At 75.1% G+C, this 14,697-nt stretch carries 17 protein-coding genes; 5 read left to right on the top strand and 12 right to left on the bottom strand.

All coding sequences use genetic code 11. From position 1 onward, the window contains the following. Positions 1–38 precede the first annotated feature (38 nt). Positions 39–944, top strand: a complete 906-nt coding sequence (locus tag FHX36_RS18640) for an HAD family hydrolase (RefSeq protein ID WP_258372987.1) — start codon at positions 39–41, stop codon at positions 942–944. A gap of 10 nt (positions 945–954) precedes the next feature. On the opposite strand, the gene FHX36_RS18635 is transcribed toward FHX36_RS18640, so the two are convergent. The 7 genes from FHX36_RS18635 to FHX36_RS18605 form a co-directional block, all read right to left on the bottom strand. Next, positions 955–1,863 (bottom strand): lysophospholipid acyltransferase family protein, encoded by a 909-nt coding sequence (locus tag FHX36_RS18635; RefSeq protein WP_110553711.1) that lies wholly within the window; start codon positions 1,861–1,863, stop codon positions 955–957. Next, positions 1,856–2,974, bottom strand: coding sequence for an NAD-dependent epimerase/dehydratase family protein (locus FHX36_RS18630; RefSeq protein WP_110553713.1), 1,119 nt, complete (start codon positions 2,972–2,974; stop codon positions 1,856–1,858). Before FHX36_RS18630 ends, FHX36_RS18635 begins: the two co-directional genes overlap by 8 nt. A 10-nt stretch (positions 2,975–2,984) precedes the next feature. Further along, the gene (locus tag FHX36_RS18625; protein WP_012854759.1) at positions 2,985–3,083 is read right to left on the bottom strand and encodes a 30S ribosomal protein bS22; all 99 of its coding nucleotides are present in this window, start codon (positions 3,081–3,083) and stop codon (positions 2,985–2,987) included. A gap of 205 nt (positions 3,084–3,288) precedes the next feature. Then, a complete protein-coding gene (locus FHX36_RS23125) occupies positions 3,289–3,627 on the bottom strand; it encodes a helix-turn-helix domain-containing protein (RefSeq protein WP_246406985.1) in 339 nt (112 codons plus the stop codon). Between the two features lie 342 nt (positions 3,628–3,969). Further along, the gene (proC, locus tag FHX36_RS18615) at positions 3,970–4,791 is read right to left on the bottom strand and encodes a pyrroline-5-carboxylate reductase (protein WP_110553715.1); all 822 of its coding nucleotides are present in this window, start codon (positions 4,789–4,791) and stop codon (positions 3,970–3,972) included. 293 nt (positions 4,792–5,084) lie between these two features. Beyond that, positions 5,085–6,107, bottom strand: a complete 1,023-nt coding sequence (locus FHX36_RS18610) for a hypothetical protein (RefSeq protein WP_183513994.1) — start codon at positions 6,105–6,107, stop codon at positions 5,085–5,087. Continuing rightward, positions 6,107–7,051: a Ppx/GppA family phosphatase gene (locus tag FHX36_RS18605; RefSeq protein ID WP_110553265.1), complete on the bottom strand. Its 945-nt coding sequence runs from the start codon at positions 7,049–7,051 to the stop codon at positions 6,107–6,109. The genes FHX36_RS18610 and FHX36_RS18605 overlap by 1 nt, the downstream gene beginning before the upstream one ends. Positions 7,052–7,118: 67 nt before the next feature. Between FHX36_RS18605 and FHX36_RS18600 the strand changes: the two genes are divergently transcribed. Then, the gene (locus FHX36_RS18600; protein ID WP_110553264.1) at positions 7,119–7,958 is read left to right on the top strand and encodes a DUF3109 family protein; all 840 of its coding nucleotides are present in this window, start codon (positions 7,119–7,121) and stop codon (positions 7,956–7,958) included. On the opposite strand, the gene FHX36_RS18595 is transcribed toward FHX36_RS18600, so the two are convergent. Then, on the bottom strand, positions 7,854–8,936 hold the full coding sequence (locus tag FHX36_RS18595) for a helix-turn-helix domain-containing protein (protein ID WP_110553263.1): 1,083 nt from the start codon (positions 8,934–8,936) through the stop codon (positions 7,854–7,856). The two genes, FHX36_RS18600 and FHX36_RS18595, sit on opposite strands and share 105 nt — an antisense overlap. An 81-nt stretch (positions 8,937–9,017) precedes the next feature. Here FHX36_RS18595 and FHX36_RS18590 point away from each other — a divergent pair, with 81 nt between their 5' ends. Both FHX36_RS18590 and FHX36_RS18585 read left to right on the top strand, forming a co-directional pair. Beyond that, positions 9,018–9,272: a hypothetical protein gene (locus FHX36_RS18590; RefSeq protein WP_110553262.1), complete on the top strand. Its 255-nt coding sequence runs from the start codon at positions 9,018–9,020 to the stop codon at positions 9,270–9,272. A 10-nt stretch (positions 9,273–9,282) separates the two neighbouring features. Then, positions 9,283–9,504, top strand: coding sequence for a DUF3072 domain-containing protein (locus FHX36_RS18585; RefSeq protein ID WP_110553261.1), 222 nt, complete (start codon positions 9,283–9,285; stop codon positions 9,502–9,504). Positions 9,505–9,541: 37 nt separating this feature from the next. On the opposite strand, the gene FHX36_RS18580 is transcribed toward FHX36_RS18585, so the two are convergent. Together FHX36_RS18580 and FHX36_RS18575 are read right to left on the bottom strand one after the other, a co-directional pair. Further along, entirely contained in the window at positions 9,542–10,222 is a 681-nt protein-coding gene (locus FHX36_RS18580; RefSeq protein ID WP_110553260.1) for a response regulator transcription factor, read from the bottom strand. Next, complete coding sequence (locus tag FHX36_RS18575) at positions 10,219–11,508, bottom strand: sensor histidine kinase (protein ID WP_110553259.1); 1,290 nt, start codon at positions 11,506–11,508, stop codon at positions 10,219–10,221. The genes FHX36_RS18580 and FHX36_RS18575 overlap by 4 nt, the downstream gene beginning before the upstream one ends. 239 nt (positions 11,509–11,747) lie before the next feature. On the opposite strand from FHX36_RS18575, the gene phoU reads away from it, so the two are divergent. Continuing rightward, positions 11,748–12,404 (top strand): phosphate signaling complex protein PhoU, encoded by a 657-nt coding sequence (phoU, locus tag FHX36_RS18570; protein ID WP_258372907.1) that lies wholly within the window; start codon positions 11,748–11,750, stop codon positions 12,402–12,404. Between the two features lie 95 nt (positions 12,405–12,499). Here the strand turns inward: phoU and FHX36_RS18565 are convergent, their stop codons facing one another. Next, the gene (locus FHX36_RS18565) at positions 12,500–13,264 is read right to left on the bottom strand and encodes a phosphoglyceromutase (RefSeq protein WP_258372906.1); all 765 of its coding nucleotides are present in this window, start codon (positions 13,262–13,264) and stop codon (positions 12,500–12,502) included. Positions 13,265–13,322: 58 nt separating this feature from the next. After that, a complete protein-coding gene (locus FHX36_RS18560; protein WP_183513992.1) occupies positions 13,323–14,594 on the bottom strand; it encodes an aminotransferase class I/II-fold pyridoxal phosphate-dependent enzyme in 1,272 nt (423 codons plus the stop codon). Positions 14,595–14,697: the final 103 nt, after the last annotated feature.

The following is a 14,697-nucleotide window of genomic DNA, read 5'->3' as shown; positions in this document are numbered from 1 at the left end:
GCAAGCCGACGCCGGGAGGGTGGTGCGGAGTGGTCCGGGTGCCCTTCCGCGGTCGTGCGGCGCGCAAGCCGGCCGAGCTCGCCGACCACGAGGCGCGGGCGGTCGTCGCCGGTGAGGCCTCGGCCGCCGCGGCCGAGACCGAGGTGCCCGCCGCGCCTGCACCGGACCGCACGGCGGCGGCGTTCTTCGACGTCGACAACACGATGATGATGGGCGCCTCGCTGTTCTGGTTCGCCCGCGGGCTGGCCGCCCGCAAGTACTTCACCGGCCGCGACGTCGCCTCCTTCGTCTGGCAGCAGGCCAAGTTCCGGGTCGCCGGCACGGAGAGCAGCATCGACATGCACACCGTGCGGGACAACGCGCTGGCGTTCGTCGCCGACCGGCCGGTCGAGGAGATCGTGCAGGCCAGCGAGGAGATCTACGACGAGCTGATGGCCGACCGGATCTGGTCGGGCACCCGGCTGCTCGCCCAGCAGCACCTGGACGCCGGGCAGCGGGTGTGGCTGGTCACCGCCACCCCGGTCGAGCTGGCCTCGATCATCGCCCACCGGCTGGGGCTCACCGGCGCGCTGGGCACGGTCGCCGAGGTCGTCGACGGGAAGTTCACCGGCCGGCTCGTCGGCGAGCTCATGCACGGCGAGGCGAAGGCGCAGGCGGTGCGCGCGCTGGCCGAGCGGGAGGGGCTGGACCTGTCCCGCTGCACCGCCTACAGCGACTCGACCAACGACATGCCGATGCTCAGCCTGGTCGGCACCGCGGTCGCGGTGAACCCCGACTCGGAGCTGCGCGCGGTCGCCCGCTCGCGGGGGTGGACGGTGAAGGACTTCCGCACCGGGCGCAAGGCCGCCAAGATCGGCGTCCCCACCGTGGGCGTCGCGGCGCTGTCCGGCGGCGTGGTCGGCGGCCTCATCTCGCTCCGCCGCCGCAACCGCTGGCCGTTCTAGGCCCGGCCGATCAGCTGAAGACGCTGCGCCGCTGGAGCAGCAGGCGGTAGAGCGAGTGCTGGATCGTCTCGCGCACCTGGTCGGTCAGGTTGAACACGACCATCGGGTCGTCGGCGGCGGCCGGCCCGTAGGACGCCGTCTCGATGGGCTCGCCGAAGGCGATGAACCACTTCGACGGCAGCGGCACCGCGCCGAGCGGGCCGAGCAGCGGGAACGTCGGGGTGATCGGGAAGTACGGCAGGCCGAGCAGCCGCGCCGCGGTGCGGGCGTTGCCGAGCATCGGGTAGATCTCCTCGGCGCCCACGATCGCGCAGGGCACGATCGGCACCCCGGTGCGCAGCGCCGCGCTGACGAAACCGCCGCGGCCGAAGCGCTGCAGGGTGTACCGCTCGCTGAACGGCTTCCCGACGCCCTTGAAGCCCTCCGGGAAGACCCCGACCAGCTCGCCGGCCGACAGCAGCCGCTCGGCGTCCTCGTTGCAGGCCAGGGTCGTGCCGAGCTTGCGGGCCAGCGCACCGATGAACGGCACCTGGAACACCAGGTCGGCGCCGAGCAGCCGCAGCCGCCGGGACGCCGGGTGCTCGTCGTGCAGGGCGACCGTGGCCATCAGCGCGTCGACCGGCACGGTGCCCGAGTGGTTGGCCACCACGAGCGCGCCGCCGGTGTCGGGGACGTTCTCCAGCCCGAGGGTCTCGACCCGGAACCAGCGCTCGAACCACGGGCGCAGCAGCGGCAGCAGCACGTGGTCGGTGAGGTCGGGGTCGAAGCCGAACTCGTCGGTGTCGTACTCACCGGTGAGCCGGCGGCGGAGGAACTCCACCCCGCCGGCCAGCTGCTCCTCGAACGAGGGTTCCGGCCGGTGCGGCGGCGGGGGCGGGTCGTCGTCGGGCCGCAGCGGTATCACCCGTGCCTCAGGCATCGCGCACCGCCCGGAGTCCGGGCACCGGGGGCGCGGGGCGGTGCCGGTCCCCGACGATCGAGCGGACGGCGGAGACCCCGCCGGCGACCCGGCCCAGCAGCGCGCGCGCCGTCGCCGCGGTCTCGTCGACCAGCTCGGGGCGCAGCACCGGCGGCAGCGTGCGGGCGTAGTCGGCGAGCGCCTCCTCGGTGGAGTACCGCGGCGTGTAGCCGAACTCCTCGCGCAGCACCCGGGTGTCGACCACGCGGCCGAAGTTGAGGAACCGCATCTGCTCGGGCGACCAGTCGACCAGCCCGGCGCGGCGGGTGAGCCGGCCGACCGACCCCATGGCGGGCTCGGGCACGGGCAGCGCGACCCGGCCCAGCCGGCGGATGGCCTGGGAGAGCAGCACGGTGCCCGACGAGCCGACGTTGACCGTGCCGGCGAAGTCGCCGGTGGTGGCCTGCCGGAGCACCGCGACCGCGTCGTCCTCGTGCAGCAGCTGCACCCGGGCGTCGTAGCCGAGCGCGGTGGGCACGACGGGCATCCGGAGGAAGCCGGACAGCAGCGAGTCGATCCGCGGGCCGATCAGGTTGGTGAAGCGCAGCACCGCGACGCCCACGTCGGGGCGGCGGCGGGCGAAGGAGCGGACGTAGCCCTCGATGTCGAGGCTGTCCTTGGCGAAGCCGCCGGCCGGGACACGGCGGGCCTGCATCGACTCGGTGAAGACGGCGGGGTCGCGGGAGCTGGCGCCGTAGACCGCGCTGGTCGACTTCAGCACCAGCCGCCGGACGGTGGTCGAGCGCTGGCACGCGGCCAGCAGCTGCATGGTGCCGATGACGTTGAGCTCCTTCATCGACACCCGCCCACCGGACGCGGCCGGGGTGGCGCTGATGTTCATGTGCACGACGGTGTCCACCGACGCCGACTCGATGACCTTCCCGATCAACGGGCTGCGGATGTCGGCGCGGACGAACTCGGTGCGCCCGAGGCGGCGGAGCACCTCGGGGGGCGGGGGGACGGTGTCCACCCCGATGACCCGGTCGATCGCCGGGTCGGCGGCGAGCTCGGCCGCCAGCGCGCCGCCCAGCCACCGGCTCACGCCGGTGACCAGGACGACCGCGGGCGGCACGAGCGTCAGCTCACTTCTTGTTGCGCCGCTGGACGCGGGTCTTCTTGAGCAGCTTGCGGTGCTTCTTCTTCGCCATCCGCTTGCGGCGCTTCTTGATGACCGAACCCATGTCCTGCTCCCGACGTCGAGTTTCGCTCGGTGGCCGGGGCGGTGACCGGGTCGGTCACGCCGGGCACCGGGCGAGGTGATCAGCTCGTGCGCGGGCCACCCCGACGGGGCGGCACCGCTCAGCGCACGAGACTACCCGGCCGGGTGCGGACGCATCCCCTGCAGGCCCCCCGCGAGCCTGCGGGCAGCGGGGGTGGGGTCCTGGCTCAGGCGATGTCGGTGTAGGCGTCGCGCAGGTAGTCGTGCACGGCGCGCTCCGGGACGCGGAACGAGCGGCCGACGCGGACGGCGGAGAGCTCGCCACCGTGCACCAGGCGGTAGACGGTCATCTTCGAGACCCGCATGAGCGCGGCGACCTCGGCGACGGTCAGGAAGGCGACAGCGGCACGGGGGGCCGGCACCGGGGCCGGACGGCCGACCGGCATGGACGCCGGGTGGGCGGCCGGCACGGGGCGCGAGAGGGAGGCGGCCGAGATCGGCCGACCCACGGGGCGCGGGGCCGGGACACCCGGGCGGGAGGTCTGGATGGTGGCGCGCTGGGGCATGGTCACGACGATCATCTCCGGTCTCAGCACTGGCGCGGCCACCGGCTTCCCCACCGGCGGGCGTGTCACGTTCGTGCTGGAAAAGACCATATGGGGACCGGAGTGACAGAAGCGATGGGTGAAACGGACAGGCGGACCGGTCCGTCCTGGGCACAAGTGGACAGAAGCACCGGGTGACACACCCGTAACGGCGTGTTGTCCCCAAGTCGACTCTGCTCGCGCATGGCCTGTCCACAGATTTCTGTGGAAAACCACACGCTTGTGATTCACCTGCTGCAGTCTGGGGCCCACGGTGCGGCGCCCGCCTGTGGACGCCGTGTGGGCGATGTGTGGGCAGCCCGGTCAGCCGGCTGCGCGCCCCAGCTCCACCGAGCGGTCGTGCGCCGCCTCGATGGCCGCGATGAGGGCCGCCCGCACCCCGTGCCGCTCCAGCTCGCGGATGGCGGCGATCGTCGTCCCCCCGGGGCTGGTGACCGCCTCGCGCAGCTGCACCGGGTGCTCCCCGGACTCGCGCAGCATCACCGCCGACCCGTAGGCGGTCTGGACGATGAGGTCGGCGGCGACGTTGCGGGGCAGGCCGAGCAGGATCCCGGCGTCGATCATCGCCTCGACCAGGAAGAAGAAGTACGCCGGCCCGCTGCCCGACAGCGCCGTGACGGCGTCCTGCTGGCCCTCCGGCACCCGGCGCACCTCCCCCACCGGTGAGAGCAGCGCCTGGGCCTCGTCCAGGTGGCCCTCGGTGGCGTGCGCACCCGCGGAGATGACGCTCATCCCGGCCTCGACCAGCGCCGGGGTGTTCGGCATGACCCGCACCACGGGCGTGCCGGCGGGCAGGGCCGCCTCGATCCGGCTCGTCGGCACCCCGGCGGCCACCGAGACGACCAGGTGCTCGTCGGTCACGTGCGGGGCCAGCAGGGCGAGCAGCGCGTCGATGTCCTGCGGCTTCACGGCCAGCAGCAGCACCCGGGCGCGGGCGGCCGCCTCGGCGAGGTCGACCGCGCCGACGCCGTGCCGGGCAGCGAGCTCGGCCGCCCGCTGCGGGCTGCGCTCGACGACCCAGACGCCGTCCCCGCTGCCGGCCTGCCGGACCAGACCGGCGAGCAGCGCCTCGCCGATCTTGCCGCCGCCGATGATGGCCAGGCCCGTGCGCCCCGCGGTGATCATGCCCGCGACCGTAGTGCCCGCCGGTGCGCCCCGCGGCCGGACGGGGTGGCGGCCGCTGCGTGTCCGGGAGCTGAACGGCGAGCGGGTGGCGGTGCTGGCGACCGACGGCGTCGAGCAGGTGGCGCTCGACCAGCCCTGGCAGGCCCTGGTCGACGCGGGCGCAGCCCCAGCTGGTCGGCCTGGCGGCCGACGTCGTGCGCGGCCGGCGGATGACCACCAGCCACGAGCCCGACGACCTGCCGGCGTTCGGCCGCGCGATCGTCGAGCAGTTCGCCGCCGGCTGAGCCGGGCGGTCAGCCGGCGAGCAGGCCCGCTGCCGGCGCGATGACCAGCACGGTGCCGGCCAGCACCAGCATGGCGAGCAGCCGCACGCCGAGCTCCCCCTGGCCGGTCTTCCTGCGCCAGGCCGCCACCCCGGCCACCAGGCCGGTCACCGCGACGGGGGCGGCGACCAGGGCGACGTAGGGCATCAGCTCCCAGAGCACGGTGAAGGCGAAGTAGAGGCCGATGCCGACCGCCAGCGCCACGACCAGCTCACCGGCGAAGCGGGCCCAGGCCAGCACGCTCTCCCGGCCGGTGAGCGGTTCCTCGTCGGCGGCCTCGGCCGCCTCCGCGCCCGCGCGCTGCACCGGGATGGGCCCGGTGACCGGGTGGGCCTCGCGGCGGCTCGCGGCGGACGTGCCCGCCGTGGGGATCGCCGACGTGGTGGGCCCGCGGCCGGCCGACGGCGGGTCGGCCACCGGGGCGTCGGTGTCGCTCTTGCGGCGGGCCGGGCGGAGCGGCGTCGCGTCGGCCCGGCCGCCGGCAGGGCCGGTGGTCGACGTCCGGTCGGCCGGCGTCTCGCGCGGCGCCGGTTCCGCCCGGGCGGGCGCCGGTGCTGCCGCCGGGGCGGCGGACCGGGCCGGGGACGGGACCCGGGCCGGTGCCGGCTCGCGGGCCGGGGTGGCCGGTCCGGCCAGCCCGGCGGCGGGACGGGAGGCGGCGGCGGACTTGTCCGCCCAGGACGGCGAGGGGTGGCGCACCTGGGGTGCGGGCGCCGCGGCGGGCGGGGTCCGGGTGGCACCCGGCTGACCGGTGGCCCGTGCCGGCGCGGCAGCGCGGCCCGCCGGCGACGCGGCTGGTGGCTGCGCGGCAGCCGGCGGCCGGGGGGCGCGGGCGGCGGGCTCGACGCGGGGCGAGCGCCCGGTGACCTCGGGGTCGTCGGAGGTGCGCCGTCGCCGGCCGGGGCGGGTGCCCAGCTCGGTCTCCAGCCCGTGCTCGCGCAGGATCTCGGCGAGCGAGCGGACGCTGTACTCACCCGAGTTCGGTTCCGACATCACGCTCCCTCCAGCTGGTCCAGACGGCGCAGGATGACTCCCTCACGCAGCGCCCAGGGACAGATCCGCACGAACGGTACGTCCACCGCGCGCATCGCGGCCTGCGCCACGACGGCACCTGCGGGCACCTGGTGCGCGCGTTGGGCCGACACGCCCTGCAGCTCGGCCAGCGCCGAGGACTCGATCCGGGACACGAAGCCGATCACCTGGGACAACCCGATGGCGGTCAGCTCGCGGGGCACGCGCAGGCCCGCGGCGTAGGGCGCGGCACCGGCCAGCCGGGCGAGCGTCCGGAAGGTCTTCGACGTCGCGACCACCAGGTCGGGTTCGCCCGCCCCGCGCAGCTTCTTGCCCGGCGAGGTGAGCACGTCGTCGGCGTGCTCCTCCAGGGCGCGCAGCGCGGCGAGGTCCGGGCGGCCGCCGGTCTCGGCCTTCGGGAGGAAGCGGCGGGTCATCCGGCCGGCCCCCAGCGGCACCGACATCGCGACGTCGGGGTCCTCGTCGACGCCGGTCGCCAGCTCCAGCGAGCCGCCGCCGATGTCGAGCACCAGCACCCGGCCGGCGCTCCAGCCGAACCAGCGCCGCACCGCGAGGAAGGTCAGCCGGGCCTCGTCCTCGCCGCTGAGCACCTGCAGGTCCACGCCGGTCTGCTCGCGCACCCGGCGGAGCACCGCCGACCCGTTGTCGGCCTCCCGGATCGCGGAGGTGACGAAGGCCATCAGCTCGTCGCAGTCGCGGTCGGCGGCCTGCGCCTTGGCCTTCTGCACGGCGCTGAGCAGCGCCTTCTCCCCCGCCTTGGAGAGCTTGCCGTCGTCACCGACGTGCTCGGCCAGCCGGAGCAGCCAGCGGTCGTCGTGCATCGCCGTGGGGTGCGCGCCGCGATGGGCGTCGACCACCAGGAGGTGCACGGAGTTGGAGCCGACGTCCAGCACCCCGAGTCGCATGCCGCAGAGTCTGCCGTCTGGGGCCCGGCCGTGTCTCGGGGCCTCCGCCGACGCCTACGCTCCCGCCGTGGACCCGAGCACCCCTGTCGGCCCCCCGCCCGAGGTCGGGCTGGACTTCGCCCGCGAGTGGATCGAGTTCTCCGACCCCGCCGACCCCGAGCACCTGGTCCGCGCCGACCTCACCTGGCTGACCAGCGCGTGGACGTGCGTCTTCGGCCGCGGCTGCGCCGGGGTGGTCGAGGGGCGGGCCGAGGACGGCTGCTGCAACCACGGCGCCTTCTTCACCGACTCCGACGACCTGGCCCGGGTGGAGGCCTCGGTCGCCGAGCTCACCCCGCTGGACTGGCAGCGCCACCCCGGGACGCCGGTGGGCCGGGACGACTGGACCGAGCCCGACACCCTGACCGAGCCCGCCCCCGGCGAGCCCGCGGAGCAGGCGCTGCGCACCCGGGTGGTCGACGGCGCCTGCCTGTTCCTCAACCGGCCCGGGCACCCCGGTGGCGCCGGCTGCGCGCTGCACGCCATGGCGCTGCGGCAGGGCCGGCACCCGCTGGAGACCAAGCCCGACGTGTGCTGGCAGCTCCCGGTGCGCCGGGAGCAGGAGTGGGTCGACCGCCCCGACGACACCCGGGTGCTGGTGTCCTCCATCGGCGAGTTCGACCGGCGCGGCTGGGGGCCGGGCGGGCACGACCTGCACTGGTGGTGCACCGGCTCGCCGGTCGCCCACGTCGCCGCCGAGCCGCTGGTGGTCACCTACGGCCCGGAGCTGACCGCGCTGCTGGGCCCGGCCGCCTACGCCGAGCTACGCCGGCTGACCGAGGCCCGCCTCGACGCCGGCCTCGTCGCCCCGCACCCCGCCAGCCCCCGGCCAGTGCCGGTGGAGCTGCACCGGCGCCGGCCCGGCTGAGGCGGCGGTGCGGCCGGCCCGGAAGGTCTGCCGGTAGGCCCGCGGGGAGACACCGCGACGGCGGGCGAACTGCTCGCGCAGGCCGGCCGCGGTGCCGAAGCCGACCAGCCGGGCGATCTCCTCGACCGGGGCGTCGCTCTCCTCGAGCAGCGTCTCGGCCGCGGCCAGCCGCTGGCCGAGCAGCCAGGCGTGCGGCGTCGTCCCGGTGGTGGCCTTGAACCGGCGAGCGAAGCTGCGCGGGCTCATCAGCGCCCGGCGGGCCAGCAGCTCGACGCTGATGTCCTCGGCCAGGTGGCCGCGGGCCCACTCCAGGACGACGCCCAGCAGGTCGTCCTCGCAGCGGGCGACCGGGGTGTCGATGAACTGGGCCTGGCCGCCGTCGCGGTGCGGCGGGACGACCATCTCGCGGGCCAGCGCGTTGGCCGCGGCCGCACCCCACTCACGCCGCACCAGGTGCAGCATCGTGTCGACCCCGGCCGCGGTGCCGGCCCCGGTGATGACCTGGCCGTTGTCCACGTAGAGGACGGCGGCGTCCACCTCGATCCCGGGGTGCCGGGCGGCCAGCTCCCCGGCGTACCGCCAGTGCGTGGAGGCGCGCTTGCCCTCGAGCAGCCCGGCGCGGGCCAGCACGAAGGCCCCGGTGCAGTGGCTGACGATCACCGCCCCCCGCGCGTACGCCGCGCGCAGGCCGTCGAGCAGCTGCGCCGGGGGCTCGTGGTCGAACAGCTCCCAGGCGGTGACCAGCACGATGTCGGAGGACGCCAGCCGGTCCAGGCCGTGCTCGACGACCATCGCGATGCCGGTGTCGGTGCGCAGCACCCCCGGGCGCTCGGCGACCAGCGCGAAGTCGAACAGCGGGAGCCCCATCGCGCGGCGGTCGTAGCCGAACACCTCGGCGGCCACCCCCACGCCGAAGCTGCCCACCAGTCCGTCGGCGACGACGGCGCTGACGACGAGCGGGCGGTCCGTTGTGGTCATGGGCACATCCTGGCAGGAAAACCGCGACCGTGGTCAGTCCTGCCACTCGTCGGTGCCGTCCGCCCCGAGCACGCTCGTCCCATGTTGCTGATCACCTGCCCCGTGACCCGGACCGACGAGCTGGTCGCTGACCGGCGCATCCGATCGATCGCCAACCACCCGACCCACGTCGCCCTGCACGTCGAGTGCCCCCAGTGCGGAGCGGTGCACGTCTACCGCACCGGCCGCCGGTGGGAGCAGGCCCGCACCCGGGTCGCCGACCGCGCCGCGGCGCAGAGCGCGGTGGACGCCGCCGTCGTCACCGCTCGGGCTGCACGGGTCGGCATCCCCGCGTAGCTTCGAACACATGAGCGAATCCAACGTGAACACCGGGCAGGCCGGCGACCCCACCGCCGAGAAGGACCCCTCCGACTGGGTGACCGGCGACGAGCCGGCCACCGGCGCGCAGAAGAGCTACCTGCACACCCTGGCGCGGCAGGCCGGCGAGGAGGTGCCCGACGACATCAGCAAGGCGGACGCCTCGATCAAGATCGACGAGCTGCAGGAAGAGACCGGCCGGGGCCAGTGACCGGGACGGCCCCGCTGCCCGGCAGCGGGGCCCCTCCTCAGGCCTCGAACTTGTAGCCGAGCCCCCGGACGGTCACCAGGTACCGCGGGTTGGCCGGGTCGGGCTCCAGCTTGGCGCGCAGCCGCTTGACGTGGACGTCGAGGGTCTTGGTGTCCCCGACGTAGTCCGCTCCCCACACCCGGTCGATGAGCTGCCCGCGGGTGAGCACCCGGCCGGCGTTGCGCAGCAGCAGCTCCAGGAGGTCGAACTCCTTGAGCGGCAGCGAGACCGGCTGCCCGTCGACCGCGACCACGTGCCGGTCGACGTCCAGCCGCACCGGGCCGGCGGCCAGCGCCGACTCGCTGGAGACCTCCGCCTCGGTGCCGCGGCGCAGCACCGCCCGCATCCGGGCCACCAGCTCGCGGGCCGAGTAGGGCTTGGTGACGTAGTCGTCCGCGCCCAGCTCCAGCCCGACGACCTTGTCGATCTCGGTGTCCTTGGCGGTCAGCATGATGATCGGCACCGAGCTCCTGGTGCGCAGCGCCCGGCAGACCTCGGTGCCGGAGAGCCCGGGCAGCATGAGGTCCAGCAGCACGATGTCGGCCCCGGCCCGGTCGAACTCGGCGAGCGCGTCCGTGCCGGTGGCGGCCACGACGGTGTCGTAGCCCTCCCGGCGCAGCATGTAGGACAGCGCATCGGAGAAGGACTCCTCGTCCTCCACCACGAGCACTCGGGTCATGACCGTCCCTTCTCCATGTTCTCTGGCGCGTTCGGCTGCGCGACCCCGGCGGGGTCGTCGTCAGGTGTCTGGCGGCCGTGCAGCGGCGGCACGGGCGGCCGCTCGGGGCCGTCGTCGTCCACCGGCTGGTCGGCGTCGGTGGCCATCGGGATCCGGAGGGTGAACGTGGAGCCCAGCCCCTCCTCGCTCCAGACCGTGACCGCACCGCCGTGGTTGCTGGCCACGTGCTTCACGATCGCCAGCCCCAGCCCGGTGCCGCCGGTGGAGCTGGCCCGCGACTGGTCGACCCGGTAGAAGCGCTCGAAGACCCGCGACCGGTCCGATCGCGGGATGCCGATGCCGGAGTCGGTCACCGCGATCTCGGCGAACCCCGAGCGCGCCCGGGCACCGACGGCGATCGTCGTCCCCGGCGGGCTGTAGGCGACCGCGTTGGCGAGCAGGTTGGTCAGCGCGGTGGCCAGCTGGGCCTCCACCCCGCGGACGACGAGGCCCGGCTGCGCGGCGACGGCCAGCTGGATGTCCTTGGCGGCCGCAGCGGCCCTGGTCCGGTCGACCGCCTCGGCGACGACCGTGCCGACGGCGACCGGCACCAGCTCGGGCAGCGGCTCGGCGCCCTGCAGCCGGGACAGGTCGATCAGCTCGCGCACCAGCCGCGCGAGCCGGTCGGCCTCGTGGCTCATCCGCGCGGCGAAGCGCTGCACCGTCTCCGGGTCGTCGGCCGCGCCCTGCACCGCCTCGGCCAGCAGCGCCAGCGCGCCGACCGGCGTCTTCAGCTCGTGCCCGACGTTGGCCACGAAGTCGCGGCGGACCGCCTCGACCCGGCGCGCCTCGGTGACGTCGGTGAGCACCAGCGCCACCGGCCCGGGGGCGACCACCGGGCCACTGCCCAGCCGGATGCCGTGCACGCCGACCATCCGCGGGCCGGTGCCGACCAGGTCGCCGGGCAGCGCGACGTCGGCCCGGCGGGAGCCGCTGACCTGCACGTTGCGCGCCACCTCGAGCAGGCCGGGCACCAGCAGGCGGTCGCCGCGGAGGATGCCCAGCGCCCGCGCGGAGGGGTTGGCCAGCAGGACGGCGTCGTCGGGACCGACCAGCACGACGGCGGGGTCCATCAGGTCGACGAGCCGGCGGCTGAGCGCGGCGTCGGAGTCGACGCGCGGCTCGAAGGCGGCCGCGCGGAGCCCGGAACCGCCCTCGTCGACGGGCCGGTAGCGGGCGCGGACCACCGTCAACGCCAGCAGCAGGCCGATCACGAGGCCCGCCATCAGGGCGAGCAGGGGTTCCACAGGGTCGATGCTAGGCGGCTCCGGCAGCCTGACCAGCCGCTCCGGTGCTCCTCACCCGGTCGGGTCGGTACTGTTCACCACGGTGTGCACAGGCGTTCACCTGCCAGTCCCCTGGTGCCCGGCCGCCGGTCTCTACCCTCGACGGCATCCGCGTGCCGTGACCGTCGAGCCGAGACGCCCCCGCGCGGTGCAGCGTCGCCCGGCGTCCACCGGACCGGCGACGTGACGAGGGAGGAACCGTGTTGCGGGAGAGCTACCGCGAGGAACTGGACGACATCAACGCCTGCCTGGTGGAGATGGCGAACTCGGTCGGATCGGCCATGAGCACCGCCACCACCGCGCTGCTGGACGCCGACGTGGCGCTCGCCGACCTGGTGATCGCCGGCGACGAGCGCATCGACGCGGTGCGGGAGAGCATCGAGGAGCGCTGCTTCACGCTGCTGGCGCGCCAGCAGCCGGTCGCCACCGACCTTCGCACGATCACCACCGCGATGCGCATCGTCGGCGACCTGGAGCGGATGGGCGACCTGGCCGAGCACATCGCCAAGGTGGCCCGGATGCGCTTCCCGGAGCACGCGGTGCCGCAGGAGGTGCGACCGATCCTCCTCGAGGCCGGGCACGTGGCCGAGAGCCTGGTGACCAAGGCCGGCACGGTGATCGCCAAGCGCGACATCGAGGCCGCCGCCGAGCTGGAGGCCGAGGACGACCTGATGGACCAGCTGCACAAGCAGCTGTTCCGCGAGCTGCTGCTGCCCACCTGGGGCCACGGCATCGAGGCCGCCATCGACGTCACCCTGCTGGGCCGCTACTACGAGCGGTTCGCCGACCACGCCGTCAGCGTCGCCCGCCGCGTCGTCTACCTGGTCACCGGCGAGAAGTCGCCGCACGTCGGCTAGCGGAAGGACCCCTCTGCCGCCCATCCCTCGCACGCTCGGGACGGGACCCTGCAGAGGGGCCGACGGGCCCCGGGCGCAGAGCGCCCGGGGCTCCGCTACTTCTTGCCCTGGTTCTTGACGGCCTCGATCGCGGCGGCGGCGGCCTCGGGGTCGAGGTACTGGCCACCCGGGTTGGTCGGCCGCAGGTCGGCGTCCAGGTCGTAGCGCAGCGGGACGCCGGTCGGGATGTTGAGCCCGACCACCTCGTCGTCGCCCATGCCGTCGAGGTGCTTCACCAGCGCGCGCAGGCTGTTGCCGTGCGCGGTGACCAGCACGTTCCGGCCGGCCCGCAGGTCCGGGACGATCGCGTCGTACCAGTAGGGCAGCATCCGGACGACGACGTCGGCCAGGCACTCGGTGGCCGGGCGGGCCTCCGGGGGCAGCGCGGCGTAGCGCGGGTCGGCGTCCTGGCTGTACTCGCTGCCGGCCTCGATCGGCGGCGGCGGGGTGGCGTAGCTGCGCCGCCAGGTCATGAACTGCTCCTCGCCGTACTCGGCCAGGGTCTGCGCCTTGTCCTTGCCCTGCAGCGCGCCGTAGTGCCGCTCGTTGAGCCGCCAGGACCGGCGCACCGGGATCCACTGCCGGTCGGCGGCGGCCAGCGCCAGCTCGGCGGTGGTGATCGCCCGCTTGAGCAGCGAGGTGTGCAGCACGTCGGGCAGCAGGTCCTGCTCGGCGAGCAGCTGCCCGCCGCGGGCGGCCTCGGCCCGGCCCTTCTCGGACAGCTCGACGTCCACCCAGCCGGTGAACAGGTTGGCCTTGTTCCACTCGCTCTCGCCGTGGCGGAGCAGGATGAGGGTGCCGGAGTTGGTCGCGTCGCTCACGCGGCTCATCCTGCCCGACCCGCGCCGGGCCGGTGTGCCCAGGCGGGTCGGCCACCCGTCAGGCGACGGCCTCGGCCAGGTCGGTGACCTCCGGGGTGCGCACGCTGCGGACGGCGGCGGCGACCAGCTCGCCGGCCAGGCGCAGCTGCTCCTCGGTGTGGGTGGCCATCACCGCGAGCCGCAGCACGCCCCTGCCCCGCGGCACCGCCGGGTAGCCGACCGCGTTGGTGTAGACGCCGGCCTCGTGCGCCGCGGCCCAGGCGGCCCGGGTGGCCTCGTCGTCGCCGGTGAGGACGGCGATGACCGCGCCCCTGCCCGGCAGCGGCGCGGCGCCGTGCTCGGTCAGCACCCGGCGCAGCAGCTCGCCGTTGGCGCGCAGCCGCTCCATCCGCTCCGGCTCGCGCCGCAGCACCCGCAGCGAGGCGAGCGCGGCGGCGATCGCGGCGGGGTCGCCGGAGGCGCTGAAGATGTAGGGCATCGCGGTGCCCCGGATGCCGTCGGCGACGGCGCGCGAGGTCATCACCGCCCCGCCCACGCTCGCCAGCGACTTGCTGAAGGCGACGGTCACCGCGTCGACCCGGTCGAGCACCCCGGCGGCCTCCGCGGCGCCGCGGCCGCCCGCGCCGAGCACGCCCAGCCCGTGCGCCTCGTCGACCACCAGTCGGGCGGAGAACCGCCCGCAGAGCCCGGCGATCGCGGCCAGCGGTGCGGCCTCGCCGCTCATCGAGTAGACCCCGTCCACGACGACGACCGCCCCGGCCTCGGGGTCGAGCTTGCTCAGCCGACGCTCCAGCGAGGCGGTCGAGTTGTGGGTGAAGCGCTGGACCGTGCCGCGGCTGCCCGCGGCGGCGGTGTGCAGGCTGGCGTGGGCATGGGCGTCGACGAGCAGCACGTCGCCGGGGGCGCAGCTGGTCGACAGCACGGCGACGTTGGCGTTGACGCCGGAGGAGACGATGACGGCGTCCTCGGTGCCGTAGTGCTCGGCGAGCTCCTGCTCCAGCGTCAGGTGCAGCCGGGTGGTGCCGTTGAGGATGCGGCTGCCGGCGGCGGTGGTGCCGTACTGGCGCAGCGCGCTGATCGCGGCCTCGACCACCTGCGGGTCACCGGCCAGGCCCAGGTAGTTGTTGGTGCCCAGGTTGACCCGCGCGCGGCCGTCGTCAAACACGGTCACCGGCTGCGGCGCGCCACCGGTGGGCACCGAGTGGGTGACCAGGCCCTCCCGCACGTGCCGGCGCATCATCTCCGCCCGCTCGCTGCCCAGCAGGGGCGCGAAGGGGTCGCGGCGGGCGGGGCGGTGCGGCAGCTGCTGGACAGGGCGGACGTCGTGCACGGGGGCTCCTCCTCGTCGGCGCCGTGGGTCCGGCGCCGCTCTCCCCCAGACAGTGGCGGTCCGCACGCTCCGTGGTCAACGGGACCCGCACAGTCCGGTCGAG

Source organism: Modestobacter versicolor (assembly GCF_014195485.1).
Classification (GTDB): Bacteria; Actinomycetota; Actinomycetes; order Mycobacteriales; family Geodermatophilaceae; genus Modestobacter; species Modestobacter versicolor.
This window is presented reverse-complemented; position numbering and strand designations above follow the sequence as displayed.

What these genes read in the sequence shown, in the direction of transcription:
- FHX36_RS18635 (WP_110553711.1), bottom strand. Translation starts at nt 1,863, where the DNA reads ATGCCTGAGGCACGGGTGATACCGCTGCGGCCCGACGACGACCCGCCC.
- FHX36_RS18625 (WP_012854759.1), bottom strand. Translation starts at nt 3,083, where the DNA reads ATGGGTTCGGTCATCAAGAAGCGCCGCAAGCGGATGGCGAAGAAGAAG.
- FHX36_RS23125 (WP_246406985.1), bottom strand. Translation starts at nt 3,627, where the DNA reads ATGCCCCAGCGCGCCACCATCCAGACCTCCCGCCCGGGTGTCCCGGCC.
- proC (WP_110553715.1), bottom strand. Translation starts at nt 4,791, where the DNA reads ATGATCACCGCGGGGCGCACGGGCCTGGCCATCATCGGCGGCGGCAAG.
- FHX36_RS18610 (WP_183513994.1), bottom strand. Translation starts at nt 6,107, where the DNA reads ATGTCGGAACCGAACTCGGGTGAGTACAGCGTCCGCTCGCTCGCCGAG.
- FHX36_RS18605 (WP_110553265.1), bottom strand. Translation starts at nt 7,051, where the DNA reads ATGCGACTCGGGGTGCTGGACGTCGGCTCCAACTCCGTGCACCTCCTG.
- FHX36_RS18595 (WP_110553263.1), bottom strand. Translation starts at nt 8,936, where the DNA reads ATGACCACAACGGACCGCCCGCTCGTCGTCAGCGCCGTCGTCGCCGAC.
- FHX36_RS18590 (WP_110553262.1), top strand. Translation starts at nt 9,018, where the DNA reads ATGTTGCTGATCACCTGCCCCGTGACCCGGACCGACGAGCTGGTCGCT.
- FHX36_RS18585 (WP_110553261.1), top strand. Translation starts at nt 9,283, where the DNA reads ATGAGCGAATCCAACGTGAACACCGGGCAGGCCGGCGACCCCACCGCC.
- FHX36_RS18580 (WP_110553260.1), bottom strand. Translation starts at nt 10,222, where the DNA reads ATGACCCGAGTGCTCGTGGTGGAGGACGAGGAGTCCTTCTCCGATGCG.